Consider the following 26578-nt stretch of genomic DNA (forward strand, 5'->3'; position numbering starts at 1 on the left):
CGGCGCTTTGCTCGGGCTCGGCTGGGGCGCTCATGGCCCCCACCGTGCCCTACCTCTGTGCGACGAGCCCGCAGCGACCCGCGCAAGTCGAGGCTGCCTACAAGCGTTGCCGTTCCTGCTAGGCGAGAGCTGAGGATTTTGGCCGTGTTCGTGCCGCCGCCGAATCCCGAGCTTCGGGCAGCCGTTGCTGCCGGGCAAGAGTTGAGGATTTTGGTCGTCGGGACAACCAAAATCCCATGATCTTCGGGCGGCGATCTCGGCCGCACCCGCCTCGATTGGTGATCTTGGTTGACGTGGTTTCGCGAGTGGCCCCAGGGTCCTCCAAAACGGGCCCCTGGACAAAATTTTACGAACGTATAGCATTGCGCCATACATTCGTACAGAGTGCTCCTGCGTGGGGTGCTTTGCGACCGTGGGTGAGTGGCGAGGAGGCGAAGGTTGGCCAGGTTGAGTCGGGTCGCGGTGGTGACCGGTGGTGCGTCGGGGCTGGGCCTGTCGATCTGCGCGCATCTGGCTCGCCAGGGCAGCGCGGTAGGGGTGCTCGACCTGGATGTCGACGCCGCGGAGCAGGTGGCCGCCCGACTGCGGTCAGGGGGCAGTCGGGCGGTCGCCGTCGGGGTGGACGTCGCCGACCGGGCGTCGGTGGACAAGGCGTTCGAGGTGGTGCGAGCCGAGCTCGGGCCGGTCGGAATCCTCGTCACCAGTGCCGGCGTCTCGGGGTTCGTGCCTTTCGAGGAGCTGACGTACGAGGTCTGGTCGCAGGCGCTCGAGGTCAACCTGACGGGGACGTTCCACTGCGCACAGGCGGCGATCACCGACATGACGGCGGCCGGCTGGGGTCGCATCGTCACGATCTCCTCGGCGGCGGGCCAGACGGGGGTCGCCCGCCAGGCCCACTATGCGGCGTCCAAGGGCGGCGTCATCGCGCTGACCAAGACGTTGGCGCTGGAATACGCCGCCAGCGGGATCACGGTGAACACGATTCCGCCGTTCACCGCCGACACCCCGATGCTGCGGTCCATGCAGGCGTCGAAACACCTGCCCAGGGCCGAGACGCTGGCGCGGATGGTCCCGGTCGGCCGGCTGGGTACCGGTGATGACATCGCCTCGGTCTGCGCGTTCCTGTGCACGGACGAGGCCGGCTATCTCACCGGCCAGGTCATCGCGGTCAACGGAGGGGCGCTCACGTGAGGGACCGTTTCGCGCTCGACGGGCGGGTCGCCGTCATCACCGGCGGGGGGACCGGGATCGGCCGGGGTGCGGCGCTGGCGCTCGCCGAATACGGCGTGGACGTCGTGCTCGCCGGGCGCCGGGTGGAGCCGCTGGAATCCACGGTGAAGGACGTCGAGGCGCTGGGCCGACGCGCGCTCGCGCTGCCGACCGACGTGACCAGTGCGCAGCAGTGCCATCAGCTCGTCGACACCACCCTGGCCGAGCTGGGCCGGCTCGACATCCTCGTCAACTGCGCCGGCGGCGCCGAGACGAAGTCGCTGCGTCGGTGGACGGAGGACGAGTGGCACCAGGTGCTGGCGCTCAACCTCGGCAGCGTGTGGTTCCTCTCCCGGGCCGCCTCGGAGCCCATGTTGAGCCAGGGTGGGGGCGCGATCGTGAACATCTCCTCGGGTGCCAGCCTGCTCGGGATGCCGCAGGCCGCGCCGTACGGTGCGGCGAAGGCCGGGGTCAACAGCCTGACCCGGTCGATGGCCGCCGCCTGGACGGGCAGGGGCATCCGGGTCAACGCGATCGCCGTCGGGGCGGTCCGGGCCGCCACGCTGACCGACGACGCCGCCCGCTACGGCCTCGACCCGGACGCGATCGGCCTGATGAACGGGTCCGGGCGGCTGGGGGAACCCGACGAGATCGGCAGCGCCGTGCTGTTCTTCGCCTCCGACGCCGCCAGCTTCTGCTCGGGTCAGACCCTCTACGTCAACGGCGGCCCGGGCCCGGCCGGCATCTGACCCCGTGCTATACGCCTGTAAATCTCGGTTCGAGGAGGGTCCGTGAGCCAGGGCGATCTCTATTACGATCCATACGACATCGAAATCGACGTGGATCCGTACCCGGTCTACCGTCGCCTGCGGGAAGAGTCGCCGCTCTACCACAACGAGAAGCTCGACTTCTGGGGGTTGAGCCGTTTCGCCGATGTCAGCGCCGCGCTGAAGGACCTGAAGCGCCTCAGCTCGGCGAAGGGCGACATTCTCGAGGTCATCAAGGCCGATCCGGTCATGCCACCCGGGGTTTTCATCAACGAGGACCCGCCGCTGCACACCGTGCACCGTGTCCTGGTGTCCCGCGCCTTCACCCCGAAGAAGATGAGAGCCATCGAGGAGAAGATCCGGGCTTTCTGCATCGCCTGCCTGGAGCCCTTCGAGGGCGCGGACCGCTTCGACTTCGTCATCGACCTCGGTGACGAGCTGCCGATGCGCGCCATCGGCATGCTCGTCGGCATCCCCGACGCGGAACATCCGACGGTGCGTGACCACGCGCAGCGCGGCCTGCGCAACGAGCGTGGAAAACCACTCAAGGTGACCAAGGAGAAGTACTTCGACGGTGAGTTCTACGCCGACTACGTGGCCTGGCGGGAGAAGAACCCGTCCGACGACCTCATCACCGAGCTGCTGAGCGTCGAGTTCGAGGACGCCTCCGGCACGACCCGGCGGCTGACCAAGGACGAGATTCTGATCTTTCTTGCGGTCATCGCCGGAGCCGGCGTCGAGACCACCGGCAACCTGTTCGGCTGGCTCGGCAAGCTCCTCGCGGAGCACCCCGACCAGCGGGCGCAGCTCGCCGCCGACCGTTCACTCATCCCGAACGCCATCGAGGAGCTGCTCCGCTTCGAGCCGCCCGGGCCGCACGTCGCCCGATACATCACCGAGGACGTCGAATACCACGGGCAGACGGTGCCGGCGGGCAGCGCCCTGCTGCTCATGCTGTCGTCCGCCAACCGGGACGAGCGGCAGTTCACCGACCCGGACCGCTTCGACATCCACCGCCGGATCAGCCAGCACCTGACCTTCGGCCACGGCACCCATTTCTGCCTCGGCGCCGCGCTGGCCCGTATGGAGGGCCGCATCGCCCTCGACGAGGTGCTCAACCGTTTCCCCGAATGGGACGTCGATCTGGCGAACGCGACCCGCAAGCCCACCACCACCGTGCGCGGCTGGGACAGCATGCCCGCCGCCATCGGCTGACGCCGCACGGTCCGAATACGCCGCGTGGAGGACCGGAGCCGAGGCCCCCTGATCCTGTGCGCCGCGCAGCTGCGCCGGAGCCGCGATGTCAGGGGGCACTCGGTACGAACGATCCGGTGGTGCCGGTGGCTCAGCGGCGGCTGGCGTGCACCGTCGGTGTGCGGTGCGCCCAGGGCAGCGCCCGCTCGAGCTGTGCGGCGACCTGCAGCAGCAGATCCTCACGGCCGTGCGCGGCGACGACCTGCACCCCGATCGGCAGCCCGCCGGTGCTCTCGCCGAGCGGAAGGCTGATCGCGGGCTGGCCCGTGATGTTGAACACCGCGGTGAATGGGCCGTGGTCAAACAGGCGCCGTAGCCAGCTTTCGACGGTGTACCCGTCCTCGTCGTAGTTCAGCGTGCCGTGGGGCGCGGGCGGCTGCGCGAGGGTGGGCGTGACCAGCAGGTCGGTGTCCGAGAAGAACCCGGCGACCGTCCGGCTGACCCGCCCGGCCGCGTTCAGCCCGGCCACCAGATCGACGGCACGGCGCTCCCGGGCGGCAGCGATCATCACCCGGGAGACGGCCTCCAGCCGCTCGGCCGGTGGCTGCCGCGGCGCCAGCAGGAAAGGCGCCGCGGCGGCCGTCGCCTCCGCCGCCACCGCGCTGACCACGCTCTCCCAGTCGACGGCCGGGCTGGCGACGTCAACATGATGACCGAGCCCGGCCAGACATTCGGCGGCCCGCACGGCCACCTGTGCCACCTCACCGTCCACCGCACCCCCGGACCAGGCCCGGGTGGTGACGGCCACCCGGAGTCGACCTGGATCCGCGGTGACCTCGTCGGCGAAGCGGCGGGTGGGTGCCGCGACGGCGAACGGATCGCCGGGGGCCGGGCCGGCGACGGCGTCCAACAGCCAGGCAGTGTCGCGGACGGTTCTGGTCAGGGCGAACTCGCTGAGCATCCCGAGCAGGCCCATCCCGGTGTCGGTGCCGACGGGGGTGCGCCCGCGGCTCGGCTTCAGCCCGACCAGCCCGCAGCACGACGCGGGAACGCGCAGCGAGCCCGCGCCGTCGTTGCCGTGGGCAAGCGCGACGGCGCCGGCCGCCACGAGGGCCGCGGCGCCGCCGCTGGAGCCGCCGACCCCGCGGCCGAGGTCCCAGGGGTTGCGGGTCGGCCCGTACCGGACCGCTTCGGTGGCGAAGTTGAGACCCAGCTCCGGCGCGGTCGTCAGGCCCATCGTGACCAGCCCTGCCGCCCGGAAACGCGACATGAGCTCGTGGTCCTCCTGAGCCGGCACACCCGGGCCGAGGGCGCGGCTGCCGCAGAAGAAACGGACGCCCCGGGCCATCGGGCCGATGTCCTTGATGAGGAACGGCACCCCGGAGAACGGACCGTTCCCGTGCTCCAGAGCCGGGGTGAACAGCGGCGCAGCCAGCCCGTTGATCTTCTCGTTCATGCTCGTCAGGGCGCTGCGGGCGGCCTGTTCGACCTCGGTGGCACTAACCTCGCCCCGGCGGATCAGCGTGCTCAGGCCGACCCCGTCATGGCATGCGTATTCGTGAGTCTCCATCAGTCATTCCTGTGCGAAGGCAGGGGGAACCCACGGCTGGTGCCGTCCGGGCACCGGCCGCTGAGATGATCGACTGGATGGCGACTCAGGCTCGCATGATGCGCAGCATGCCGCCCCCAACCGACCGCCGTCCACCGGATTTCCGGTCGGGCCGGGCGCCCGTCCGGGTTACCGATGTGTGCTCAACCTGACGGACCTGCACCAACAGAGAAGCCCTCGGCCGGATCAGCGCCCGCCGAGGTCGGTCCAGTCTGGTCTGAATGTGCCGACCGGGCCCACTCGTCGACGAGAACACCCTGCGGCTGATGTGACATGCACGGCCCACCTGTTGGCCACTTCCACGGTTTGGTCTATGGATGATCGTTGTGTGGTCAACTCCTCGACAATCATCCGGATTGCTGTCTGCCGGTCGGTGAGCGGTCACTAGCGTCTGCGGTCTGATATGCCAGGGGGGATTCAGAACGTGAGTTATCGCAATGACGATCGAACTGGTCGGTCTGATCCGCCGCCGGATCGCTATGACGATCGGCGCGGTCGGTACGACTCGCCGCCGGATCGATACGACGATCGAAGCGGTCGGTATGATCCGCCGTCGGATCGCTACGGCCGCCCGCGGGAGTCCGGTGGCTACCGAGCCGACGGCCAGTCCGGGCGGCGGGATCCGCAATACGACTATCCGCCGCAGGACTACGGCCGCTATGAATACAGGCAGCCACCTGGGCAGCCCCGACCACCGGAGAAGAAGGGACTGTCCCGTAACGCGAAGATCGGTATCGGTGGGGGAGTATTCCTGTTTCTCGTCGTGATCGGACTTGCCGCCGGTGGGGGAGAGGAGACGTCCACAGCGTCTTCGGTGGCCGTCGTCGCGCCTGCGAACACCGCAGGCGTTCCCGTCGCTGGCCCGACCACAGCACCTGCCGCTGCCCCCGCGCCTGCGGCGGTGGCACCTGCGACGGACTCGAAGGCTGTGCCGAACGTCGTGGGTCTGGACCACCAGTTGGCGCAGGACACACTCCAGGCGGCGGGCTTCTACTATCTCGCCGAGGAGGACGCGACCGGGCAGGGACGTGCGCTGATCCTGGACCGTAACTGGCAGGTCGTCTCTCAGGAACCGGCCGCTGGAACCGTCATCGGCACCGACCACAAGGTTCTGCTCCGGTCGAAGAAGGACACCGATCCCTGATCCGGCGATGAGCCTTTTCGTCGTCGACTCGGACTCTCAGCATTCCGGGACTTTGGGCCGTGAGATGTGAGCGGCGTGATGTTCTCGGCCTGCTTCCGGCGGCCGCGCTGCCCGTTGCCGTTGCCGTTGCCGGCACCGCGTCCGCCGGGACAGCTGGGAGGTCGCCCAGGTCTCGCCGTTGAGGGTGGGTGACCGTTCCAACCTTCGCGGGCCGCTCGGTTCCGACCGGCCCCGCACTTTCGGGCGCCACCCGCCGGATAAGGGAATCGGGTGGTCCGCTACTCTGCTCGCCGCTCGTCTCCACGGGGGTGGACGAGCGAGGGGGGATCGCGACATGTCGCGTCAGTTGTCTGTGCTGGGCTACCGGGTCCTTGCCTGGATCCGCCGGCATCCGATCGCAAGCGGGGTCATCGGAGTTTTCCTGCTGCTGCTCGTTGTCGGCTTGCTGGCGGCGCCACCGGAGGAGCAGGAGACTGCTACGAGCAGCCCGACCAAGGTCATCACTTCGTCGACTCCGACGGGCTTCACGACGCCGAGCACCTTCGTGTCCGTGCCGCCCGCAACCACGGTTACCGCGTCGCCTTCACGTCCGGCCGCGACTGCGCCTGTCCAGCAGCAGGCCCCGCCGCCTGCTCCCTCGACGCAGGCGGTACAGCAGCGGACCCAGCCCCCCGCTGCCGCCCCGACACAGGTGGCGCAGCAGCAGGCCGAAGCGCCGGCACCGGCGGTTGCGCAGACGCAACCTCCCGCGGCTCCCGCGCAACCCGCGCAGACGCAACCGCCTGCGGATCCGGCGCCGGCCGGCGTCTCCTTCGGGTCCTGCGCCGAGGCACGCGCGGCTGGCGCGGCTCCGGTGTACCGGGGCCAGCCGGGCTACAGCAGCAGTCTTGACCGTGACCACGACGGCGTCGCATGTGAATGAGATCGCTGTCGGTCCGCTGTGGTCTGAATGTGCCGACCTGGCCCGGACTGGGCCGAGAGCAGCGGTCACCGGCGAGTGGGGCGTCATGATGGTGACGTGGCTGCCGTGGTGCTCGAACGCGAGATCTACTCGATGGGTGAGGCTGCTCGTCTGCTCGCGGTGAAGCCGGCTCGGCTGCGGTCGTGGATCGATGGCTACACGCGCGGGCAGATCCACTACGAGCCGGTGATCCGTCCCGAACACACGGGGAGCGAGCTGGTTACCTGGGGGGAGTTCGTCGAGGCAGGGTATCTGCGGGAGTACCGCGTCCGCGGAATCTCGCTGCAGCGGATGCGCGTCGTTGTCCAGCGGCTTCGTGATCGCTTCGGTGTGCTTTACCCCCTCGCCCACGCGCGCCCCTATGTCCTCGGCCGCGATGTTGTGATGGAGGTCCAGGAGGAGGTCGGCCTTGCGACCGCCTTGTCGATGGTCCGCGTCCACGACGGCCAGCTCGTCCTGGCGCCCAGGGCGCAGGACTTCTTCGAGAAGGTCGAGTTCGCCTCCGGCGACGGTGGTGGTGGCGACGAGGCGCTGCGCATCTATCCCGACTCGGCCGCTCGGCAGGTCGTGCTCGACCCGCTGCGTGGCTTCGGCTCCCCGGTCGTGCGTAACACCCGCACGGCGAACCTGTACGAGCTGTGGTCCGCTGGCGAGTCGATCGCGGAGGTCGCCGAGGCCTACGAGCTCCCCGAGACCGATGTCGAGGCCGCAGTGCGGTATGAGGCTCGCCTCCGCGACCGGGAGGAGAGCGCGGCCTGAGCATGAACGCTGCCCCTTAGCTCAGGCCGCGTTTCTTCGTCGACGAGAACACCCTGCCCTTGGGAAAAGCCCTCGCCGCCGTCCGTGCCGACGTCGTCCATCCTGGTCACCGGCGTTGCCCGATCCGGGTGGGAGCGCTGGACGTCGAGTGGCTGCCCTACGTGGGCGACGCCGGCCTGGTATTGATCACCCGTGATGTCAGGATCCGGCATCGACCAGCCGAGAAGCGACTGTTTCTGCTACATAATGTTAAAGGTATTTTTCTTACGAAAAGCGGCAGCATGCCACGGTGGGACATGCTCTGCATGGTCGTCCAGCACTGGGCCAGAATCGAGCCCCTTACCGATGTTGCCGGCCCGTGCTCGTACTCCCTGACCCGCGTTGGCATCCGGGAGTTGAAACTGCCCGCTCCTCCCGATCATCGCCGCTGACGGGATTCGACAGCTTGGCTTCAGTTGACCGGCGCCGTCCGTGCCGCCTGGATCCGCCGGGGAGGTTGGCGTTTCACCAGGAGGGCAGCCCTTCCCTGAGACGTCGTTCGGGGCAGCGCCCCGGATGTGGACCGACGACGGGACCTCCGATCAGGTCCTGTGACGCTCCGGGTCAGATGCCGGCAGGCGGCTGCCGGGAGCGGACGGAGGAGTTCACATGGACATCGGCACGGTGCGTGATCTCTATGCTTCACCCGGCCGGTACGTGACCGCGTACGCGAGCAGCAACCCCGTCCTGGAGAACGCGGCGCACCTGTACGACCTGCGGTGGCGCGACATCGTCGCGGAACTCGAACGGCTCGGTATCGGGCCGGAGGTCCGCGAGCTGCTCATGGCGGAGCGGGGCGACCGGTACCAGCGTGAGGGCGGTACCCGGGTGGTCGTCGTGTCAGGCGAGGGGAAGCAGGCGCGGACGTGCCTCACGCAGTGGCTGCCCGGGCGGTCGGACGTTGACGTCCTCGCGGTGGGCGGGCTGCCGCACCTGCTGCCCGTGCTGGACTGGATGGATTCCCGGCTTCCCCACGTGGTCGCCGTCGTCGACCGGCTTGGGGTGGACGTCCTCGCATATGCAGGTGGGCCGCTGCCGGCGGAGGCGATCTCGCAGGACACGACCCGTCCGCCGTGGCACAAGGCGCATGCCGGCGGCTGGGCGCAGCGGCGGTACGAGAGCCACGTCGAAGAGCACTGGAAGCACGGCGCGAAGGACGACGCGGAGCTGATCGCCCGCGCCTGCCGCGAGACGGGTGCGGAGGTGGTGATCCTCGCCGGCGACCCGAAGGCGCTGAGCCTGCTGCGCGACGAGCTGCCCGGTGAGGTTGCGGCCAAGGTGGTGGTCGTCCAGGGCAGCCGGGCCCGGGACGGTTCAGCGGATCATCTCGCGACCCGGGTCGCGGAGGTTCTCGCCGTGCAGGTGGCGCGACGCCGGTCCGAGCTGCTGGCCGAGTTCCAGCGGTACCGCGGTCGCGCCCGGACCCTCGTCGGCGCTGGCGTCGGCGCGGGTGCAGGCGTCGGCTCCGGGGTGCAGGCCGGCCTCGGTGGGCCGGCAGGGGCCAGCGGGCCCTATGGCGTTGGTGGGCCTGCAGGTATCGGGCCCGCCCCGGCGGGATCGCCGGGCCGGCCGATGCTGGCGGCCTCCGACGGCGCCGCGGCCACCGCCTACGCCCTGAGCCGCAGCCAGGTCAGCCGACTGCTGTTGGCCGAGAGCCCGTCGGCGGACGAACCAGCATGGATCGGCGACGACGCGACCGAGATCGCTCTCGACCCGGCGGGCGCTGACGGCCTGCGGCGGCCGGTGCGGGCCGCGCGGGAGGATGCGCTGGTTCGGGCGGCGCTGGGAACAGGCGCCTCCATCCACGCCATCCCACCGGACACGCCCGAGTCACCGGCCGACGGTGTGGGGGCCCTGCTCCGCTACTCCCTGCAGTCAGGCGTGGGCTGAGGCAAGGTGCCCCGGTCCCCGGTCCCCGGTCCCCGGTCCCCGGTCGGCTGACCGGCCGCGGCCGGTCAGCCTTTCGTCGGCCCGGAGCGCGGGTGGCCGGTGGAGAGGACCGCTCGGATCATCGGGATCTGCAGCGGCATCCGGGCCCAGGCCGCGGTGGCGAACGCGAGGTCGCGCGGTCGTCTGTCGTCTGCGCGTGCCTGCGCGGTCGCGTCGAGGGCCATCTGCAGGTTGCCCGGCCAGACTCCGAGGAGCAGCACGGCACTGGCCTTCCTGGCCCACGGCGCTCCCGCGAGCAGCCCGCCCGCGCAGACCAGCTCCGCGACGCCGCTCACGTAGACGATCTCGCGGGGGCGCGGCAGCCACCGGGGTACCACCGGTTCGAACACGGCGGGCCGTACCAGGTGGACCGTGCCGCTGATCAGAAACGCGGCGGTCACGCGCCCCGAACTCATCCGGGCGAGCTTTGTCAGCTTCACCGGACTCATGAAACCTCCTCGGCCGGGTCCGGGGCCACTGCCGGAAGAGCGCCGCAGGTCGCCGGTGCCGGTGGCACCCGAATACCGGTCGACGGCATGCACCGCCGATGTCGGCCTGCCCGTCACCCGGCGGGTGTGAAGGTGACCGGCAGCGAACGCAGGCCCGACACCTGATGGTCCACCAGCCACTGCGGGGGGCCGTCGTCGACCAGTTTCATGTTCGGCAGGGCGGTGAAGAGCTTCGGCCACAGCAGCGCGAGCTCCAGGCGCGCGAGCGCCCGCCCGAGACAGAGGTGAACGCCGGCGCCCAGCGCGAGATGATCGTTGGGAAACCGGGTGATGTCGAACGCCTCGGGATTCTCGAAGCGTCGCTCATCCCAGTTCGCGGACGTGAGGAAGGCCAGCACCCAGTCACCGGGCCGGATGGTCTTCCCGTGCATCTCGTATGCGGTGCGGGCGACCCGGAGCCGACCGCGGCCCGGCGTCACCCACCGCAGGACCTCTTCGCCGGCGCGTCTGCTGTGAGTTTCCGGGTCACACAGCAGCAGGTCCAGCTGGTCGGGGTTGGTCAGGAACAGCCAGGTGCCCGCGGAGATCGCGTTCCTGGTCGTCTCGATCCCGGCGATGATGAGCGTGACGAACCAGCCGGCGACCTCATGGCTGTCCAGCTGGGTTCCGTCGACCACAAGCTGGGTGATCACTGTGGCGAGGTCGTCCCGTGGGTTCTCCCGGCGGTCCTTCGCCAGGTCGCGGGCGTACTGCGCGACGGCCTGGATGCCGATGAAGGAGATCTCTGCGGGAGACCTCCCCGGGATGTGGTTGCGCGGATCGGCGGGCGCGAAGGCCTGCCACGCGTGCGCGGCCAGCCGCGGCCGGTCGGCTTCCGGAACACCGAGCAGGCGGAAGACCACGTTCATGGACAGCCGCGCGGCGATGTCCTCGACGATGTCGCAGTCGCCCCGGCCTGCGACGGTGGCGAGGAGCTCATCGATGATCTTCTCGATGTCGCTCTGCATCCGACCGATCGCGGGCACGCTGAAATGCTTGTTGATCGGCCGGCGGTAGACCGTGTGGTACGGCGGGTCCATCATGACGACGCTGACGTCGAACATGAGCGCCCGGCGCTGGTCCGTCGACAGCCGCTGCGGGTTCCGCGGAAACCTCGTGTCGAACGAGGAGCTGAAGGCCGCGTGATCGCTGATGACAGCCCTGACGTCGTCGTACCGAGTGACCACCCAGTAGTCGCGGCCGAATGCCCTGTTCTCCGACCAGTGCAGCGGGTCCTCGTCGCGTAGCCGGCGGAATGCCTCGCGGTAGTCATCCTCCAGATACCATTCGGGGTTCACCAGATTGTCGTCGATAACGTCCCACGAGATGGGCATCGCAGTTCTCCAGTCGGCGGTCGGAGAGCCTACGCATACGGGCGCAGGCGGCGGTCCCTGTCCTGATCGAAATCGTCCCTGATCAAATGTCCGGCACCGTGCCGGTGGTCTCGGCTCATGAACCCGGTGGGCAAGGCCTCGCTGTCACAGGCCGTCCGCGCCGGCGGCGGCTCTGCGCATCTCGCGGAAGACCTGGCGCAGCTGGATCTCGCTCGAACCCTCGAAGATCGTCAGAACACGTGAGTCCCGCCAGCGTTTCTCGACGCCGTAGTCGGTGGCGATCCCCCGCCATCCGTGAAGCTGCAGGATCTCGTTCGACGCGCGTACCGCGAGCTCTGTGGCGGCATATTTGGCCATGGTGCTCTCGCGGCTGAAGGACAGCCCCTGATCGACCCGGTTCGTCGCGGCGTCGAGCAGCCTGCGGGCCGCGCAGAGCTCGACGTAAAGCCGCCCCAGCGTCAGCTGAACGTGGCTCAGGGTGTCCATCCGGTCGTCCGGGTACAGGCGGCGTTCACGGACCCACACCAGGGCATCCCTGAGCAGGGCGGTGACGATTCCCGTCCCGCACGCCGCCCCGCCGATGCGGATCGTCGCGAGAAGCTCGGTCAGCAGCGCCTCACCGTCGCCGACCCGGCCGACGAGGCTGACCGGCTCCAGCGCGACGTCCCGGAAGGTGATGGTGGGGGTGGGCAGGCAGCGGAAACCCGCCTTCTCCACATCCGGGCCGACGTCGACACCGGGAGACTCGCGGGGCACGGCGAAGAACGACAGGCCGCTGCTCCGGGAGCTCACCACCGTGTTGGCCAGAACCAGGAAGACGTCGGCGACCGTCCCGTTCCCGGACATGCACTTCACCCCGTTGAGCAGCCACCCGGACTCCGTCTGCACGGCGCGAGTCCGGGTCGCCAGGAGGTTCGAGCCGTTTTCGGGCTCGGTGAGGCCCAGCGCGGCATAACCGTTCCGGCTGAGCAGCCTCCGAACGAAGACGTCCTTCTGCTCCGGGGTTCCGGCGGCGAGCACGGGATGCAGCGCGCCGAAATTGAACACCAGTGTCCAGGTCATCGCCGGGCAGGCGCCCGAAAGCTCGGCGATTCCCTCGGCGAAGTCGGCGCAGGAGATTCCGCGGCCGCCCAGCTCCACCGGGAACCGGGCGTTGAGAAGGCCCTCGGCCGCCGCTCGTTCGTGCACCTGGCGCGGGAAGGAGCGTTCCTCGTCGTGGCGACGGACATGCGGCGCCATCACCTCGTCGGCGAAGGTGCGGCAGATCGTTCCCCACTGTGATCGACTTCTCGAGTCTTCCATGACCATCCTCATCAGGGGAACTGGCGCCGGGCCCGCGGCTGCTCGGCCTGGCCTGGGACGCGGCCGTCACGGGCCTGCGACGTCCGCGCGGCGTTCGGGGACAACATCCCCGGAAGGCCGTTGCGCGCCCTCGGGGCCACCCGGCGTTCCGAGCCCGAGCAAGCCGTTCAGGTAGAGCGTCACCGCGTCCACGGTCTGGCGGGTGAACATGAACGTCGCCGGCAGGTCCAGCTCGAAGTGGGCGGCGATCCGGCGGGTGATCGAGACGGCCAGCAGCGAGTCCACCCCCAGGCGGTCGAACCGGACCGACGGGTCGATCTCGTCCGGTGCGCGGCGCAGGGCACGGCCCAGCTCGGCCAGGACGAAGCCGGCGACCGAGCTCGCCGTGGCCGAACCGCCCACTGCCGAGCTACCCCCTGCCGAACCGCCCACAGCCGAGCTGCCAGCGCTCCCCGGCCAGCCGGTCTGCCCGCCCCGCCCGGCGCGTACGGTGTCCGGCTGCCCGCGGTTGAACTGGGCCACCAGCTCGTCCGCGACGTCGTCACGCACATCCACGATCGCGACCTGTCGGTGCGTGCTCGCGAGGAACTCGAGGAACGCGCGGGCACCGTCGGGCGGCGCGATCGGATGGAGGCCCGCCTCGAGCAGTTCGCGCTGATGCTCGGCGTCCGCGACCATTCCCAGCTCAGCCCACGGGCCCCAGTTGATCGTGCGCACGGAGGCGTTCCGGCCACGTGCGCTCGACGCGAGCGCGTCGAGCGCCGCGTTGGCCGCCGCGTAGCAGCCCTGGCCTGGCGTCACGAGCAGGCTTGCCAGCGAGGAGAAAAGCACGATGAAGTCGGGGTCCTCGGCGGTGACCACGTCGATGAGGACCTGCGCCCCGAGTTCCTTCGGCTTCATGATCGCATGCATTCGGTCGGTGGACGTCGACTGAAGCAGCGAGTCATCGAGAATGCCGGCGGTGTGAATCACCCCGTGTAACGCGCCGAAACGGTGGAGCGCCTCGCCCAGGACGCGCCGCACGGCGGTTTCGTCGGTGACATCGGCCTGGCGGTAGAGAACCTGACCACCAGCGGATTCGATCGCATCCCTGACGCCGCGATCGAGCCGGTCACGGCGCCCGGTGAGCACCAGCCGGGCGCCTGCCTCTCGGGCGAGAGCGACCGCGACTGTTGATCCCAGACCTCCCTGGCCACCCGTGATCCAGTAGACCCCGCGCGGCCTGAGCGGGGCCGCGGCCGATGTGGCCTCCACCTGGGTGAGATAGGGCAGCGTGCGTTCCCCGCCCTGGTAGTGGACGTGGAACGAGCTCAGTGGCGCGGCGAGCTCCGCTGCCAGGTCGCGCGCCAGCTCACGGGTCGCCAGCTCGGTGGCGTCGATCTGGATCGCACGTCCCGACCAGCATCCGGTCTCCCGCTCCAGCGCGCGCAGCAGCGGGGGGAGCGCGGCGTCGCTGGTCACCAGCGTGAGCTCCCGGTGCGAGGTGGGCTGGCTCCGCGCGGCGCACCGCAGGAACGCGAGGAAGGCGTCCCGTTCCGGCTCGACGCAGACCAGACGCGCGGTTGGCGGCCGCGCCTCCAGAAAGGCCAGGCCATCCTCGCCCTGGGGCACCGCTGCGACGACGCCGGTGGTGCCGCCGCTGCGCAGCTCCTCCACCAGGCGTGCGCACCGCTGGGCGTCGTCGGCCAGGATGATGACCTCGTCGGTGTGGTCGGCCCGCTCGGCGGGTCGGGGCCGCGGCATCCGCTCCACGGCGAGAAAGCGCAGCGTGTGCCGGTCACGCATGCGCTTGAGTGACACCCCCGCGAACCGCACGAGGACCCGGCCCGCGTCGTCGAGGATGTTGACGTCGCACTCGAAGCTGTCCAGCCGGTTGTCGAGGTCGCTACGAAGGAGCACGTGAGCCTGCGTCGGCCCCGACCATTTCTCGAAGACGTCCACCCGCTGGAACCCGAATCCGACGAAGGTGCCCGTAATCGGACCGTCGAGGGAGAGTGCGGCGACAGACTGCATCGCACCGTCCGCGACGTCCGCGGGGAGCCAGCGGCCGCGGGTCCGCGCCGAGGGCCGGGCAAGCCGCGCGAGCAGCTCCCCGTCGCCCAGCCGGATGCCGGTAACCATCCGCATGGTGGTTCCGTAGGTGAGGCCCGACGCGGCCAGATGCTCGTACAGGGCCTCAGGTTCGACGTCCCGGGGACACCGCCGGCGGATCGCGGCCAGATCGGGAGCGGACGGGAGCGGCCCGGTCGGCGCCCACTGCGCCGAGGCGTGTTCCTCCCACACGGCGCTCCGGTCGTCGGCGGGCCGGCTTTCGACGGTCAGGTCCGGCTCGTTCCGCGCCCGGAAGCGCCGGGAGACCCGCACCCGGCGAGACTCGCCTTCGGCGACCGCCAACGGGCTGGTGACCAGGACGTCGGTGAGACCGTACCGGCTGGCCGGGCCCGGATTCAGCTCGTCCAGCGCGGCATCGAGCATCCACGCGGCGGGGGCTATCGTCCGCTGGCGTACCTGGTGGTCACGGATCGCCGGCAGCGAACCGGTGACCATCGTCCCCTCCGCGGGCGCCCCGGCGGGCTCGACCCAGCACTCCTGATGCTGCCAGGGGTAGGACGGCAGACGTGTGCCGGCGCGGACCGGGCCCCCGTGGAACAGGGGCCAGTCGATGTCGCAGCCAGCCTCGAACAGTGCGGCCACCGCCTCGTAGGGCGCACGCTCGTCCAGCCGTCGCATCGCGGCCAGCGCGGTCGCGGGCCGGCCGGCAGCCGCGAGACCTTCGGCCACGGATACGGACAGCAGCGGGTGCGGGCTCAGCTCCAGGAAGACGGCGTGCTGTGCGGATCCGGCGTCGCGCACCGCGGATGCGAAGGAGACCGGCTCACGTAGGTTGCGCCACCAGTAGGCCGCATCCAGAGCGGTCGTGTCGAAGCGCTGCCCGGTGAGCGACGAGTAGAACGGCACGGTCGCCCGCCGCGGCGAAAGCCCGGAGAGCTCCGAGAGCAGATCCTCCCTGAGATCGTCCATCAGGGCACAGTGCGACGCCACATCCACCTGGATCCGCCGGCCGAAGACACCGGCCGGTTCCAGGGCCGCGACGAACTCGTCGACAGCCTCGTTCTCGCCCGAGACGACGATCGTCTCCGGACCGTTGTGAGCGGCGAGCGAGAGCCGGTCGCCGTACGGCCGCAGGAGATCCCGCGCACGCGCCACCGGCAGCGAGACGACCGCCATCGCGCCCTGCCCGCGGTGTCGCATCATCAGCGCGCTGCGGCGGCAGACGATCCGGGCCGCGTCCTCCAGCCGCAGCGCGCCGCAGACATGGGCCGCCGCGACCTCGCCCATGCTGTGCCCGACGACGCCGGCCGGTCGCACGCCCCACGCCCGGAACAGCGCGGCCAGGCCGACCTGGATGGCGAAGATCGCCGGCTGGACGACATCGATGCGGTCCAGCTCCGCGGCGGTCCCCTCCCGGGTCAGGACCTCGCGGACGGACCAGGTGACGAACGGGGAGAACGCCTGCTCGCAGCGTGAGATGGCGAGGTCGAAGGCGGGCTCCGCCGCGATCAGTGCCTGCCCCATCCCGACCCACTGCGCGCCCTGTCCGGGGAACACGAAGACGACATCGGGGTTCTCCGGCACAGGTACGGGTGCCATCGCCGGATCCCGCAGCCGCGGGAGAAGATCACTGGCGCCTTCGAAGGCGAACGCGGCTCGGAAACGGCRCCGACGTAATCCGCCGCCACCTCGGACCAGCGTCGCCTCGGCGCATCCCTTCCGGAGCTCTCCTTCGCCGTCGTTGTCGCCGTCGCTGTCGCTGTCGCCCTGGTGGCCGCTGAGGCCATCGGTGCGGTTGAGGTTCTCGACCCACGCCGCGTGGCGAGTGGCCTGGGCCCGGAGGGATTCCTCGGTGGCTGCGGAGAACGCCAGAATCTGGACGGCCCTCTCGGGCTGCTCAGCATGCTGGCCGTTACCCGCCGGACGTCCGGCCGCCGGGGCGGGGCCGAGCACGGCATGCGCGTTGGTTCCGCCGAAGCCGAAGGAGCTGACACCGGCCACCGCACCTGCCCCCGCGGGCTCCCACCTCCGCAGCGTGGACTGCACTCGCAGCCCGAGGCCGTCGAAGTCGATGTCAGGGTTCGGCTGCGCGCAGTGCAGCGTGGGTGGGAGAGCGTTCCGTTCGAAACACAGGGCCAGTTTGATCAGGCCGGCGACCCCTGCAGCGGCCTCAAGGTGCCCCACATTCGTCTTCAGGGAGCCGATCGCGCACGGCTGATCGGCGGAGCGCCCCTTGCCGAGCACCACACCGAGCGCGGACGCCTCCATCTGGTCACCGATCGGCGTGCCCGTTCCGTGAGCCTCGACGTAGTCGACCTCCCGCGGCTCGACGCCGGCGCGGGCCAGGGCGAGCCGTACGACGTCCTCCTGCGACTGGCGGCCGGGTGCCAGCAGTCCGTTGGTCCGCCCGTCCGAGGTCACCGCCGAGCCCCGGATCACCGCCGAGACGCGGTCGCCGTCGCGCAGCGCCTCGCTCAGCGCCTTCAAAACGATCACGCCCGCGCCCTCGCTGCGCACATAACCGTCCGCCTGCGCCGAGAAGGCCTTGCAGCGCCCGTCTGGTGCCATGACGCCCGAACTGTCGAACGCCGCCGTGATGAAGGGATCCAGGATCACGTTCACACCGCCCACGACGGCGATCGCGCATTCGCCGCTTCGTATGGCGTTGCAGGCGAGATGAGCGGCGACAAGGGAGGAGGAACACGCTGTGTCGACGGCCAGGCTGGGCCCGCGAAGGTCGAGCAGGTACGAAAGCCGGTTGGCGGCGACGCTGGATGCTCCGCCGAGCAGTGAGAAGGCGTCCGCCGCCGCTGATTCCGTCAGAACGCCTCGGTAGTCCGAGCTGGAGATGCCGACGAAGACCCCGGTCGGCGAGCCCGCCAGACTGTGGGGATCGACCCCCGAGTCTTCAAGGGCCTCCCAGGCGACCTCCAGAATCAGCCGTTGCTGTGGATCGATCCGCGCGGCCTCGTCCTCGCCGATGCCGAAGAAATCGAGATCGAGCCCGCCCACCTCGGGGAGGAAGCCGCCGAGCCTCGCCCGGCTCGCAGCATCAATTCCCTCGCGTCGGCCTCGCCACCGTGAGAATCTCCCGTCGGGCACCGTTCCGACCGCGTCGACACCGCGTTCGAGCAGGTCCCAGAACGCATCCGGCCCGGCGGCCCCCGGAAAGCGGCAGCCCATACCGATGATGGCGATCGGCTCGTTGGCGACAGGTCCGGATGCGACCTGGCCGGCCCCGGCGCTGCCAGGCCCGGTCGGCGCCCTGCCCTCGAGATGGGCGATCACCGCACCGAGGGTGGGGAACTCGTACAGGACCGTGGATGGGATCCTTCTGCCGAGGCGGAAGCTGAGCTCCTCGACGAGAGCGACAGCGTGGATCGACGAGAGCCCATACGTCGCCAGCGGTTCGTGGAATGCGATGTCGTTCGCCTCCCGACCGGCGATCTGCGCGATCCGCCGCCTGAGCCAGGCGCCCAGCTCCGCCTCTTCCATGCTGTTCTCCCCGGTTCTCGACAGTGGTTGAGGGCTTGCGTGCCGCTCTCGGCGGCCGCGGCCTCAGGCGAGTCGCCGCCAGGGAGACTGGCCGGCGAGATAGTCCTTCCGCGCCTGGGCGCGCTGCAGCTTGCCGCTCGGCGTCTTGGGAAGAGATCCGGCGGGGAGCAGGACGACGTCCCGTACTGCCAGCCGATGTTCCTGCATCACCGCGCGTCGGACCGCGGCCGCGACGCCTTCGAGGTCTCCGGCGCCCGCGGGGCCCGCCGAATCGATGCCCGCACCAGTGGCGCGGAGTTCGGCGGCGACCACCACGACTTCGCCGTCCTCGCCCGCGACCCCGAAGGCCGCGACACATCCGGGCCGGATCGCGGGGTGGGCGCCCTCGGCCGTCCACTCGATGTCCGGTGGATGGTGGTTCTGCCCGGCCACGATGATGAGGTCCCGGGCGCGTCCGACGACGAAAAGACCCTCCTCGGTCTGGAAACCGAGGTCGCCCGTCCGCAGGAACGGTCCGTCGCCGCCGTCGCTCAGCGTCGCCCCGAAGACCTCCTGGCTGAGGCCCCGGCGTTGCCAGTAGCCTGCCGTCACGCTCGGCCCGGCGACCCAGATCTCGCCGATCTGTCCCGGCGCACGCCGAGTGCGTTCCTGCGGATCAACAATGGCGACATCGAGGTCCTGGCTGATGYCGCAGCACACCAGGACACGCGCGTTCGGGCTTCCCTCCGGCACGCTCCGCACGATGCCGCGGTCGAGTGCCTCCGCGTCGAAGGAGCGAAATATCCGCGGTGCTCCCATCGGCACGCCGGTCACCATGATCGTGGTTTCGGCGAGCCCGTAGGAAGGGACCATGGAACCCGGCCGGAACCCGGCCGGAGCGAAGGTGTCACAGAAACGCCGCAGGGACTCGGCGCGGATCGGCTCGGAACCGTTCACCGCGACCGCCCAGGACGACAGGTCGATAGATTCCCGCTCTTCCTCGGTGACCTTGCGTGCGCACAGGTCGTACGCGAAGTTGGGGGCCGCCGAGAACGTGCCGCGATATTTCGAGATCGCGCCGAGCCACCGCGCCGGCCGCTGCAGGAAAGCGGTTGGCGGCATCATCACGGAATGGGTGCCCATCATTGTCGGGAGGAGGATCATGGAGATCAGCCCCAGATCGTGAAAATGCGGCGCCCACCCGACGAGGACCGCCGACTCGTCGAGCTCGAAGGACCTGCGAATCAGATCGATGTTGTGAGTGATGTTGCGGTGGGTGACCATCACCCCCTTCGGCTGGCCGGTCGAACCGGACGTGTACTGCAGCACAGCCAGGGCTTCCGGGTCGGGGGTGGTCGGCTCCCATCCTCTTCCAGGCGCGTCGACCATCGTGTCGACTGTCAGCCAGGCGGCGTCCTGGAACTCTGGAATCACCTTCACCGCCGGTTCGGTGGCGGCCCGGACGGCGGAGGTGGTGAGAACGACGGCGGGCTGCGCGTCTTCCGCGATCCCGGCCAGCCGGAGGACTCCACGAGCCCGCTGCGTCGGGTGGGGAAGGTGGACGGGCACCGCCACGACCCCCGCGTACAGGCAACCGAAGAACGCAACGATGAAATCCAGGCCGGCACCGAACAGCAGCAGAGCCCGGGAGCCGGGATCCGCCTGTGCGTGCAGATTCGCGGCGATCACTCCGGCTCTTGCGTCGACCATCGAGAAGGTGAGTGACGGGTCCGCCTCCGCGCCGTCGGGCAGGAATGTGAACAGAGCTCGATCCGGAATTCGGGCCGAATGTGCGCGCAGGGCCTCGACGGCGGAACTGAAACCTGCCGGCGCGGACGGTGCCGCCGTTCGCGACGAGGCTGTACGCCGTCGACTCTGCGAGGAGTCGGGTGCATCGACCTGGGTGGGCGGCAGCGGGGCGGGTTCGTCAGGCATCCTCGGTTCCGTCCGAGCTGGAGGAAAAACGACTGGCCGGGTAGCGCGGCCGGTGAAGGGGTGGCCGCCGAGGAGATTCTGGGGTCGCGACCTCCGGATATCATTCGGAGGAGAACTGGTGCGGGCGAAATGGGTGCTGATGCCGCCGGGGTGGACGCAAGGCCGGCGACATCCCGGGCAAGAATAGGCATGGGCCGTCTGTCATCTCAAGGGCATTGCGGTGCTTTTTGGATTGGACCCGTTGTCTTCAACGATAAGAGGGAGCGAACTTCCCGTGCCGTCGCCCGTGCCGTCGCTGGCGTGGGCGTGGGCATGAGGAGGTGGCGAAGCGTGATCCACCCGGCCGCGCACCGCCCGCGGCGGGGCCCGCCGGTGGTTGTGTGGGGGATGGCGGGCCCGCTGGGACGAACCCCCTGTTGGGATTTTCCCAACAGGGGGGTAGCATGGTCGCCATGCGCAGCATCGGTGAGCGCGTGCTGGAGCACATCCGACAGACCTGTCCGACGATCCCGCACCGGGCCATCGCGGCCCACGTCGGGATGACCCCCGATGCCTTCTCCCGTGCCCTGAACGACAAACGGGCGTTCTCCTCGATCGAGCTGGCGCGCCTCGCCGACCATCTGGGGGCGGATGTTCACTGGTTGATCACCGGGGAGCCCGACCCGCACCGGCTCGTCGTCGCGGCACGTCACGACTTCGACCATGGCACCGGCCGGCGGGCCGTACCCGGGCGGGAGGCCGACGACGAGGTGCTGCAGAGCATCGCGCTGGCCTACCGCCAGGCCTACCCCGAGCCGTGTCATCAGCCGGATCTTCCCGACAGCCCCGCCAAGGTCGCGGTCGCGCTGGGCGAGGATTTCGTGCGCCCGTTCGCGGCCAGGCTGGAAGGCCATCTGGGGGTCGACGTCCTGCGGGTCACCGGGCTTTCCACCGCCTACTCGTTCGCGATCGGCGGGCATCGGGTGATCGCGCTTCCCATCACCGGCAACTGGTTCCGGGACAACTGGTCCCTGGCCCACGAGCTTGGGCACCACGTGCTCGGCCATCACGACCAGGGCCTTTCCAACGCCGAGTGGGATGGGCACGAGGCCGCGGCGAACGCCTTCGCGGCGGATCTTCTCCTCCCGAGGGAGACGCTCGACGCCGTCGACTGGGAGGCGGTGAGCGCCGGCGGTCTGGCCGAGCTGGTGTGGCGCTGCGGCGTGTCCACGGATGCGCTCGCGCGGCGACTCACGGCCGTGAACAGCTACGTTCCCGATCTCGTACGGGAGTGGGCGGGGCACGCCACCCAGCGCCTGCTGCGGCGCCACTGGGTGAGCGAGTCGGGTGTTGACGAGATCACCCTGCGGATGGATGAGGCCACCCAGCGGCGGATCCCCCTCGCGCTGCAACATGCTCATATCGAGGCGATCGCGGCGGGCCGGTTGGGGAAGGGAACGCTTGCGTGGCTACTGGGAGTCGATCCTGATGCGCTCGAAGTCGACACCCCGAGCGTGCCCGAGGTCGATGTCGACGATCTCGCCGAGGCGCTGGGCCTCTGAACCTTGACCGCACTCCTCTTCCCCGACAACACCGTGCTGATCAACTTCGCGATCATCGGCCGTATGGACCTGTTGGAGAAACTGGCCAACGGCAGGGGCCGCTGGTGCGCGACGGTCGCCTCGGAATGCGATCGTTCCGCGCGGAAAGCCGGCCTCGACGAACTGGTCCGCGCGCACGACATCTTCGGCCCACCGCTATCACCCAGCTCGGTGGAGCTTCAGGAGGCGCGGCGTTTCCGGGCCCAGCTCGCCAGCCCCGGTGACCGTCCCTACCAGCATCTCGGCGAGGCCGAGACAGTCGCGATCATGCTGCGTCGTCGCCTGCGGGCCTTCTTCGTCACCGACGACCGCAGCGCCGCGCAGCTCGCCGCCCGCGAAGGCATACGAGTCGTCACGACCTGGGACCTGCTGAAGATCGCGGCCAGGCGGGCCGGCTGGATCGACGCCGACGACCTCTGGGCGTATGTGCAGATCCTCCGCGCCCACCGGCGCGGCGGCCTTGCCCAGGTGAAGGACCGGCCGTCCTTCGACAAGTGGTTGGCCTCCTGATCTGGTTGGCCACCTGATCCGCGAGCCTCCTGCTGGTCAGGCCGCCGGCTGCGCCACTGAGCAGGCGGGTAGGCGTTACCGAGCGGTGCCGATCTGGTCCGAGAGCCGGACGAAGCGGTAACCGGCCGCGGCCAGCTGGGGCAGGGCCTTGGCGAAGCCCCGCGCGGTGCCGCCCTCGGGGTGGTTCAGGTGGGCGATGACAATCGACCCGGGTCGCGCTGTCAGTACGGCCCGGGTGACCTGACCGGCGCTGAACGTCGCGCCGGCGTCACCGTTCACGTCGAAGTTGACGACATGCTCGCCGAGATCGGCCACGATCGCCGTCGCCACGTTGTCGCAGTGTGCTGTACCCGCCCGGAAGAACCGCGGTGGGTGTCCGACGAGCGCCTGGATCCGGTCCCGGTTGACGGCTATCTCGTCGAACACCTCACCGGCATCGTGCGTCCCGGAGATTCCGTACGCGGATCGGCCGGAGACCGAAAGCGGACGGTGCACGGTGCCGTGGTTCGCGATCTCGAACAGCGGTTCGGCGGCGAGGTCGCGGCACACCCGCGGGTTCGCGTCGATCCAGCGGGAGTTGAGAAACAGCGTCGCCGCAGTTCCGTTCTCGCGGAGACAGTCGATCAGGGCTCGGTCGTAACCACTGCCGTGCGGTCCACCGCAGGCGTCGAAGGTCAGCGCGATCACACGGTCACGGGTGGGCAGCCTCGTGATGACACCGGCCACCTCCAGTCCCCAGGCGGTGGGCTGTACGCCCTGATATCGGGAGATGATCTCCGTGCGGGACGGCGTCGCGGACGCCGTCGAGTTCGCTGTCGGGTGCGCCGTTTCGGCCGGTGTTCCGGCGGCCGAAGCCCCGGCTGGTGGTGCCGTGCCGACGGATTCCGCGGTGATGATCGAAGGGTCGGCGCCGGGGGGCCGTGGTGGCCCTGAGCGCGGGGCCCGATCCGCGGGGAAAGGCGCCGGCGGGTCCGCGGAACGTTGTTGGACGCCGCACGCCGCGATCGTGGGAAATGCGAGTACCGGCGCCGTGAGCAGCGCACGCCGACTGAGAGACAACCGTTCCCCCCGTAACCACCGTGTACGGCCTGCTCCGCTGGAGTGGGAACAGTGAGGGCAGGCCGATCCCCCGCCGCGGGTGGCTGCGCGGCTGAGAACAGAGGTACCACGGTTCGCGATCGCGTGCGCTGCCGACGGCAGCGCCGCCTCGGCTCCGGGATGGGTGGGTGTACGCGGGAAGGGCTTGCCCTCCGGTTGTGATGGATATTATATACAGGTCGCTGCCCTTTGTTCGAAGAGCACTCCTGGTCGGCGGTCGGGCAGCGGGCCGTCGAATCGAGCTCTGGGGAACGGAGTCGAGGGTGGATCTTGGCCTTGGTGGTGCGACGGTGGTTGTCAGCGGCGGATCGAAGGGAATGGGCCGGGCCGCCGCCGAGCGGTTCGCGGCCGACGGGTCGCGGGTCGCGGTGCTGGCCCGGGGCAGGGCGGCGCTGGACGAGACGGTCGAGAAGCTGAACGCGCTTGGCGCACAGGACGCCGTCGGCATCGCGACCGACCTGACCGACGCGGGCTCGGTGACAGCCGCGTTCGAACAGGTCGCCAGCCGTTTCGGGGGAGTGCTCAACGTGCTGGTGAACGCTGCCGGCCCGGTGGAGGTGGGCGTCCGCCGGTTCGATGATCTCGACGACGCCGAATGGGCGGCGACCTTCGACATCGGGACGCTCTCCGCGGTGCGCTGCGTCCGCGCGGCGCTGCCGCTGCTGCGGGCGGCCGAATGGGCCCGGATCGTGAACGTCTCCGCGCATTCGACGCGACGCCAGTCGCCGGACCTCGTCGCCTACACCGCGGCGAAGGCGGCGCTGACCAGTTTCAGCAAGAACCTCTCCCTCTCCCTGGCCCCGGACGGGATCCTGGTGAACACCGTCTCACCCGGCTCCTTCCTGTCCGAGGGCATGAAGGACTATCTGCGTGGGCTGCCCGCCGAGCGGGGCATCGACCCCGAGAGCCTGACCGACGCCATGACCGTCATCAGGGACGACTTCGGTCACCCGGCGCATCTGCCGCGTGCGGGCGATCCCGCGGAGATCGGCCCGGTCATCGCCTTCGCCGGCTCCCGGGTGAACAGCTACATGACGGGCGCGAACATCAACGTCGACGGCGGGAGCGACTTCTGACCGTTCGTGGTGCCGCGTGGTTCCCTCGTGGCGCCCCGCCGTGATCTTCACCCGCGGTGGCCTGCGTCGCAATGACCTCCGCCCACGGGGGGACGCAGGTCAGCCGATGACGCGGTGCGCGGCCTCGACGGTCTCCTTGACGGAGGCGGTGGTGTCGAGGTTGTGGGTGGCCGGCCAGAGGTCGAAGTGGGTCGCGGCCTCCAGGTAGGCGGCGACGTCCGCGTGCGACATCTCGGCTCCCGACCCGCTGGCCTGTACGGCCTGGCGCGAGGCGACCCGGGCGACGGCCACCCGGGGCGGTGCCACGCACCGCAGCCGCACCAGATCGGCGCCGGTCTCGTCCGCGGCCTCCGCGACGAGGTCCTGGGACTCCCGCGACGGCCAGGGTGCGTCGAGCACCACGCTCTGCCCACGGACGAGCGCTCGCCGGGCCTGCTCCACGAGCTCGGCGAGCCCCGGCCCGCCCCTGTCCGCAGCGGCGCCCCAGTCCGCGGCAGCGCCGCTGTCAGGGCCGTCAGCCCGCTGCGTGGCAGCGCCTCGTCCCGAGGCGCCGGCCGGGTCCTCCCGCGCCAGCAGCACCCACTCGCCCTCGCCCTCGGCGAGGTTGCGGGCCAGGGTCGACGTGCCGGTGCCGGGCAGGCCGCTGACGAGGACCAGCCGAACCCTGGCCTGGCGCAGGTGCCGCAGCGCGATGGCGGCCAGCCGGCGGGCCTCGTCGGCGGCGCCCGGCTCGCCCTGATGGTGGCGGATGCAGGCGATCCGTGTGCGGACGAACGCGCGGTAGGCGATGTACAGGTGCTCCAGCGAGGCCGGGTGGGTCTCGCCGCTGAACTCCCGGTAGGCGTCGAGGAACGTCCGGGCCGCGTCGGGTGCGCCCAGCCGCTCCAGATCCATCGCGAGGAACGCGACGTCGGCGAGGACGTCCCCGACGCGCAGCCGGTGGTCGAAGTTGATGCAGTCGAGCACCCGCGGGCCGTCGTCGAGGCAGTAGATGTCCTCGGCGAGCAGGTCGCCGTGGCCGTCGCGAACCCGGCCGGCCCGCTGGCGCTCCACCAGCAGCGGCACCCTCCCGATGAGGTAGCGCAGCGCCAGGCGGCCGATCTCGTCGACCACCGGGGCGTCGAGGATCGAGCCGCGGAAGGGCGCCACGCCGTCCATCGCCTCCAGCCACAGCGCCTCGAGCTCCGCGACGCCGCCCGCCCTGCTGATCTCCGGGGATGTCTCGCATCGCTCGTGGAAGGCGGCCAGCGCTCGCGCGATCGCACGGACCTCGCCGGTGACGTCGGCACCGCCGCGCACCAGCTCGGCCAGGCAGCGGGCCGCGGGCAGCCGACGCATCACCACCATGTGGTCGCGCATCCGCCCCGCCTCGTCGCGGATGTCGGCCACCCCGAGGTACACATCGGGTGCCAGCCGACGGTTGAGCCGCACCTCGTTCTCGCAGGCCGCCTGCCGTGCCTGGCGGCTCCGGAAACTCACGAACCCGAGATCAACCGGCTTGCGCACCTTGTAGACCCGGTCCTCGGTCAGGAAAAGAATCGAGGTGTGTGTCTCCACGGTTTCGCAGCCGCCGAGGCGAAGCTCGCCGGAAATCGTTTCCTGGCCCCACYCGGCCGTCGAACCGGACGGAATGTCAGCCACAACATCAGGTGGAGGCGTGGCATTGATCGAAAGAGAGTTCCCCGCTGCGGGCATCCGACGTCTCCAGACAAGTAATCGTCGACGACCAGTCGACGGCCATCGGACGCGACCGCCTTCTCCTGCGGGCGTGCCGGTGATGGTCCGCATATCCGGCCGTGGAGATCGTCCGACCTGGTGCGACTCTCTCCGCCGCACACGATTCCCCAGTTGCGGCGGGGTGTCAGGGGGCGGAGCGGGTACCAGCCGACTGACCTGGGTCCCGACGATGACGGGACGTTCGGGTAACGCCGGCGCCGCGCGGGCCCCACCGCCGTCCAGGCGGTGGGGGCGCAGGTGACGCTGGTGCTGCGGGTGACGCGGGTGGTGCTGGATCGGCTACTCGCCGGCCTGTTTCATCAGGTAGACCGCCGCCTGCGTGCGGCTGGCCAGGCCCAGCTTCTCCAGAATGCTCGACACATAGTTCTTCACGGTCTTCTC

At 70.0% G+C, this 26578-nt stretch carries 19 protein-coding genes and 1 pseudogene; 11 read left to right on the forward strand and 9 right to left on the reverse strand.

Translation table 11 applies throughout. The features are described from left to right. Positions 1–447: 447 nt before the first annotated feature. The 3 genes from CcI49_RS35355 to CcI49_RS35365 are packed head-to-tail and all read left to right on the forward strand — an operon-like array spanning position 448 to position 3191. Positions 448–1191, forward strand: coding sequence for an SDR family NAD(P)-dependent oxidoreductase (locus CcI49_RS35355; protein ID WP_076833866.1), 744 nt, complete (start codon positions 448–450; stop codon positions 1189–1191). Continuing rightward, on the forward strand, positions 1188–1958 hold the full coding sequence (locus CcI49_RS35360; protein ID WP_054568301.1) for an SDR family oxidoreductase: 771 nt from the start codon (positions 1188–1190) through the stop codon (positions 1956–1958). Before CcI49_RS35355 ends, CcI49_RS35360 begins: the two co-directional genes overlap by 4 nt. 42 nt (positions 1959–2000) lie before the next feature. Beyond that, complete coding sequence (locus CcI49_RS35365; RefSeq protein ID WP_054568300.1) at positions 2001–3191, forward strand: cytochrome P450; 1191 nt, start codon at positions 2001–2003, stop codon at positions 3189–3191. A gap of 130 nt (positions 3192–3321) precedes the next feature. Here the strand turns inward: CcI49_RS35365 and CcI49_RS35370 are convergent, their stop codons facing one another. Continuing rightward, positions 3322–4740, reverse strand: coding sequence for an amidase family protein (locus tag CcI49_RS35370; RefSeq protein WP_076833868.1), 1419 nt, complete (start codon positions 4738–4740; stop codon positions 3322–3324). Between the two features lie 967 nt (positions 4741–5707). Between CcI49_RS35370 and CcI49_RS43865 the strand changes: the two genes are divergently transcribed. From CcI49_RS43865 to CcI49_RS35395, 5 genes and pseudogenes are all read left to right on the forward strand, one after another. Next, entirely contained in the window at positions 5708–5923 is a 216-nt protein-coding gene (locus CcI49_RS43865; protein ID WP_054568298.1) for a PASTA domain-containing protein, read from the forward strand. Positions 5924–6257: 334 nt separating this feature from the next. Continuing rightward, entirely contained in the window at positions 6258–6845 is a 588-nt protein-coding gene (locus CcI49_RS44620) for an excalibur calcium-binding domain-containing protein (RefSeq protein ID WP_076833870.1), read from the forward strand. Positions 6846–6941: 96 nt separating this feature from the next. Continuing rightward, positions 6942–7643: a DUF433 domain-containing protein gene (locus CcI49_RS35385; RefSeq protein WP_235498114.1), complete on the forward strand. Its 702-nt coding sequence runs from the start codon at positions 6942–6944 to the stop codon at positions 7641–7643. A gap of 38 nt (positions 7644–7681) precedes the next feature. Next, positions 7682–8074: pseudogene (locus tag CcI49_RS35390) on the forward strand (hypothetical protein); the annotation flags it as partial. A 217-nt stretch (positions 8075–8291) separates the two neighbouring features. Next, the gene (locus CcI49_RS35395; RefSeq protein ID WP_076833873.1) at positions 8292–9572 is read left to right on the forward strand and encodes a Vms1/Ankzf1 family peptidyl-tRNA hydrolase; all 1281 of its coding nucleotides are present in this window, start codon (positions 8292–8294) and stop codon (positions 9570–9572) included. Between the two features lie 65 nt (positions 9573–9637). On the opposite strand, the gene CcI49_RS35400 is transcribed toward CcI49_RS35395, so the two are convergent. From CcI49_RS35400 to CcI49_RS35420, 5 genes are all read right to left on the reverse strand, one after another. Further along, entirely contained in the window at positions 9638–10060 is a 423-nt protein-coding gene (locus tag CcI49_RS35400; protein ID WP_054568294.1) for a DoxX family protein, read from the reverse strand. Between the two features lie 113 nt (positions 10061–10173). Beyond that, entirely contained in the window at positions 10174–11433 is a 1260-nt protein-coding gene (locus CcI49_RS35405; RefSeq protein WP_076833875.1) for a cytochrome P450, read from the reverse strand. A gap of 144 nt (positions 11434–11577) precedes the next feature. Next, complete coding sequence (locus CcI49_RS35410) at positions 11578–12735, reverse strand: acyl-CoA dehydrogenase family protein (protein ID WP_158230864.1); 1158 nt, start codon at positions 12733–12735, stop codon at positions 11578–11580. Between the two features lie 66 nt (positions 12736–12801). Further along, positions 12802–18282: a type I polyketide synthase gene (locus tag CcI49_RS35415; protein WP_076833879.1), complete on the reverse strand. Its 5481-nt coding sequence runs from the start codon at positions 18280–18282 to the stop codon at positions 12802–12804. 63 nt (positions 18283–18345) lie between these two features. Further along, a complete protein-coding gene (locus CcI49_RS35420) occupies positions 18346–20196 on the reverse strand; it encodes a fatty acyl-AMP ligase (protein WP_083749908.1) in 1851 nt (616 codons plus the stop codon). A gap of 443 nt (positions 20197–20639) precedes the next feature. On the opposite strand from CcI49_RS35420, the gene CcI49_RS35425 reads away from it, so the two are divergent. After that, the gene (locus CcI49_RS35425) at positions 20640–21737 is read left to right on the forward strand and encodes an ImmA/IrrE family metallo-endopeptidase (protein WP_083473471.1); all 1098 of its coding nucleotides are present in this window, start codon (positions 20640–20642) and stop codon (positions 21735–21737) included. A gap of 3 nt (positions 21738–21740) precedes the next feature. Beyond that, positions 21741–22286 carry a hypothetical protein gene (locus tag CcI49_RS35430; protein ID WP_076833881.1) on the forward strand — a complete coding sequence of 182 codons (546 nt, stop codon included), beginning with the start codon at positions 21741–21743 and terminating at the stop codon, positions 22284–22286. Between the two features lie 75 nt (positions 22287–22361). Here the strand turns inward: CcI49_RS35430 and CcI49_RS35435 are convergent, their stop codons facing one another. Then, a complete protein-coding gene (locus tag CcI49_RS35435; RefSeq protein WP_235498113.1) occupies positions 22362–23012 on the reverse strand; it encodes a polysaccharide deacetylase family protein in 651 nt (216 codons plus the stop codon). 635 nt (positions 23013–23647) lie between these two features. Between CcI49_RS35435 and CcI49_RS35440 the strand changes: the two genes are divergently transcribed. Beyond that, positions 23648–24460 (forward strand): SDR family oxidoreductase, encoded by an 813-nt coding sequence (locus CcI49_RS35440; RefSeq protein WP_054568288.1) that lies wholly within the window; start codon positions 23648–23650, stop codon positions 24458–24460. Between the two features lie 99 nt (positions 24461–24559). On the opposite strand, the gene CcI49_RS35445 is transcribed toward CcI49_RS35440, so the two are convergent. Together CcI49_RS35445 and CcI49_RS35450 are read right to left on the reverse strand one after the other, a co-directional pair. Continuing rightward, on the reverse strand, positions 24560–26155 hold the full coding sequence (locus tag CcI49_RS35445; RefSeq protein ID WP_076833885.1) for an AAA family ATPase: 1596 nt from the start codon (positions 26153–26155) through the stop codon (positions 24560–24562). Positions 26156–26476: 321 nt separating this feature from the next. Then, the coding region (locus CcI49_RS35450) for a LuxR C-terminal-related transcriptional regulator (RefSeq protein ID WP_131831114.1) at positions 26477–26578 on the reverse strand (102 nt) is incomplete at its 5' end.

The sequence above is a fragment of the Frankia sp. CcI49 genome (assembly GCF_001983215.1).
In the GTDB taxonomy this organism is placed as follows: domain Bacteria; phylum Actinomycetota; class Actinomycetes; order Frankiales; family Frankiaceae; genus Parafrankia; species Parafrankia irregularis.

Excerpts from the sequence above, each read along its gene's own strand:
- CcI49_RS35370 (WP_076833868.1), bottom strand. The coding sequence starts at position 4,740 with ATGGAGACTCACGAATACGCATGCCATGACGGGGTCGGCCTGAGCACG.
- CcI49_RS44620 (WP_076833870.1), top strand. The coding sequence starts at position 6,258 with ATGTCGCGTCAGTTGTCTGTGCTGGGCTACCGGGTCCTTGCCTGGATC.
- CcI49_RS35395 (WP_076833873.1), top strand. The coding sequence starts at position 8,292 with ATGGACATCGGCACGGTGCGTGATCTCTATGCTTCACCCGGCCGGTAC.
- CcI49_RS35400 (WP_054568294.1), bottom strand. The coding sequence starts at position 10,060 with ATGAGTCCGGTGAAGCTGACAAAGCTCGCCCGGATGAGTTCGGGGCGC.
- CcI49_RS35405 (WP_076833875.1), bottom strand. The coding sequence starts at position 11,433 with ATGCCCATCTCGTGGGACGTTATCGACGACAATCTGGTGAACCCCGAA.
- CcI49_RS35410 (WP_158230864.1), bottom strand. The coding sequence starts at position 12,735 with ATGGAAGACTCGAGAAGTCGATCACAGTGGGGAACGATCTGCCGCACC.
- CcI49_RS35425 (WP_083473471.1), top strand. The coding sequence starts at position 20,640 with ATGGTCGCCATGCGCAGCATCGGTGAGCGCGTGCTGGAGCACATCCGA.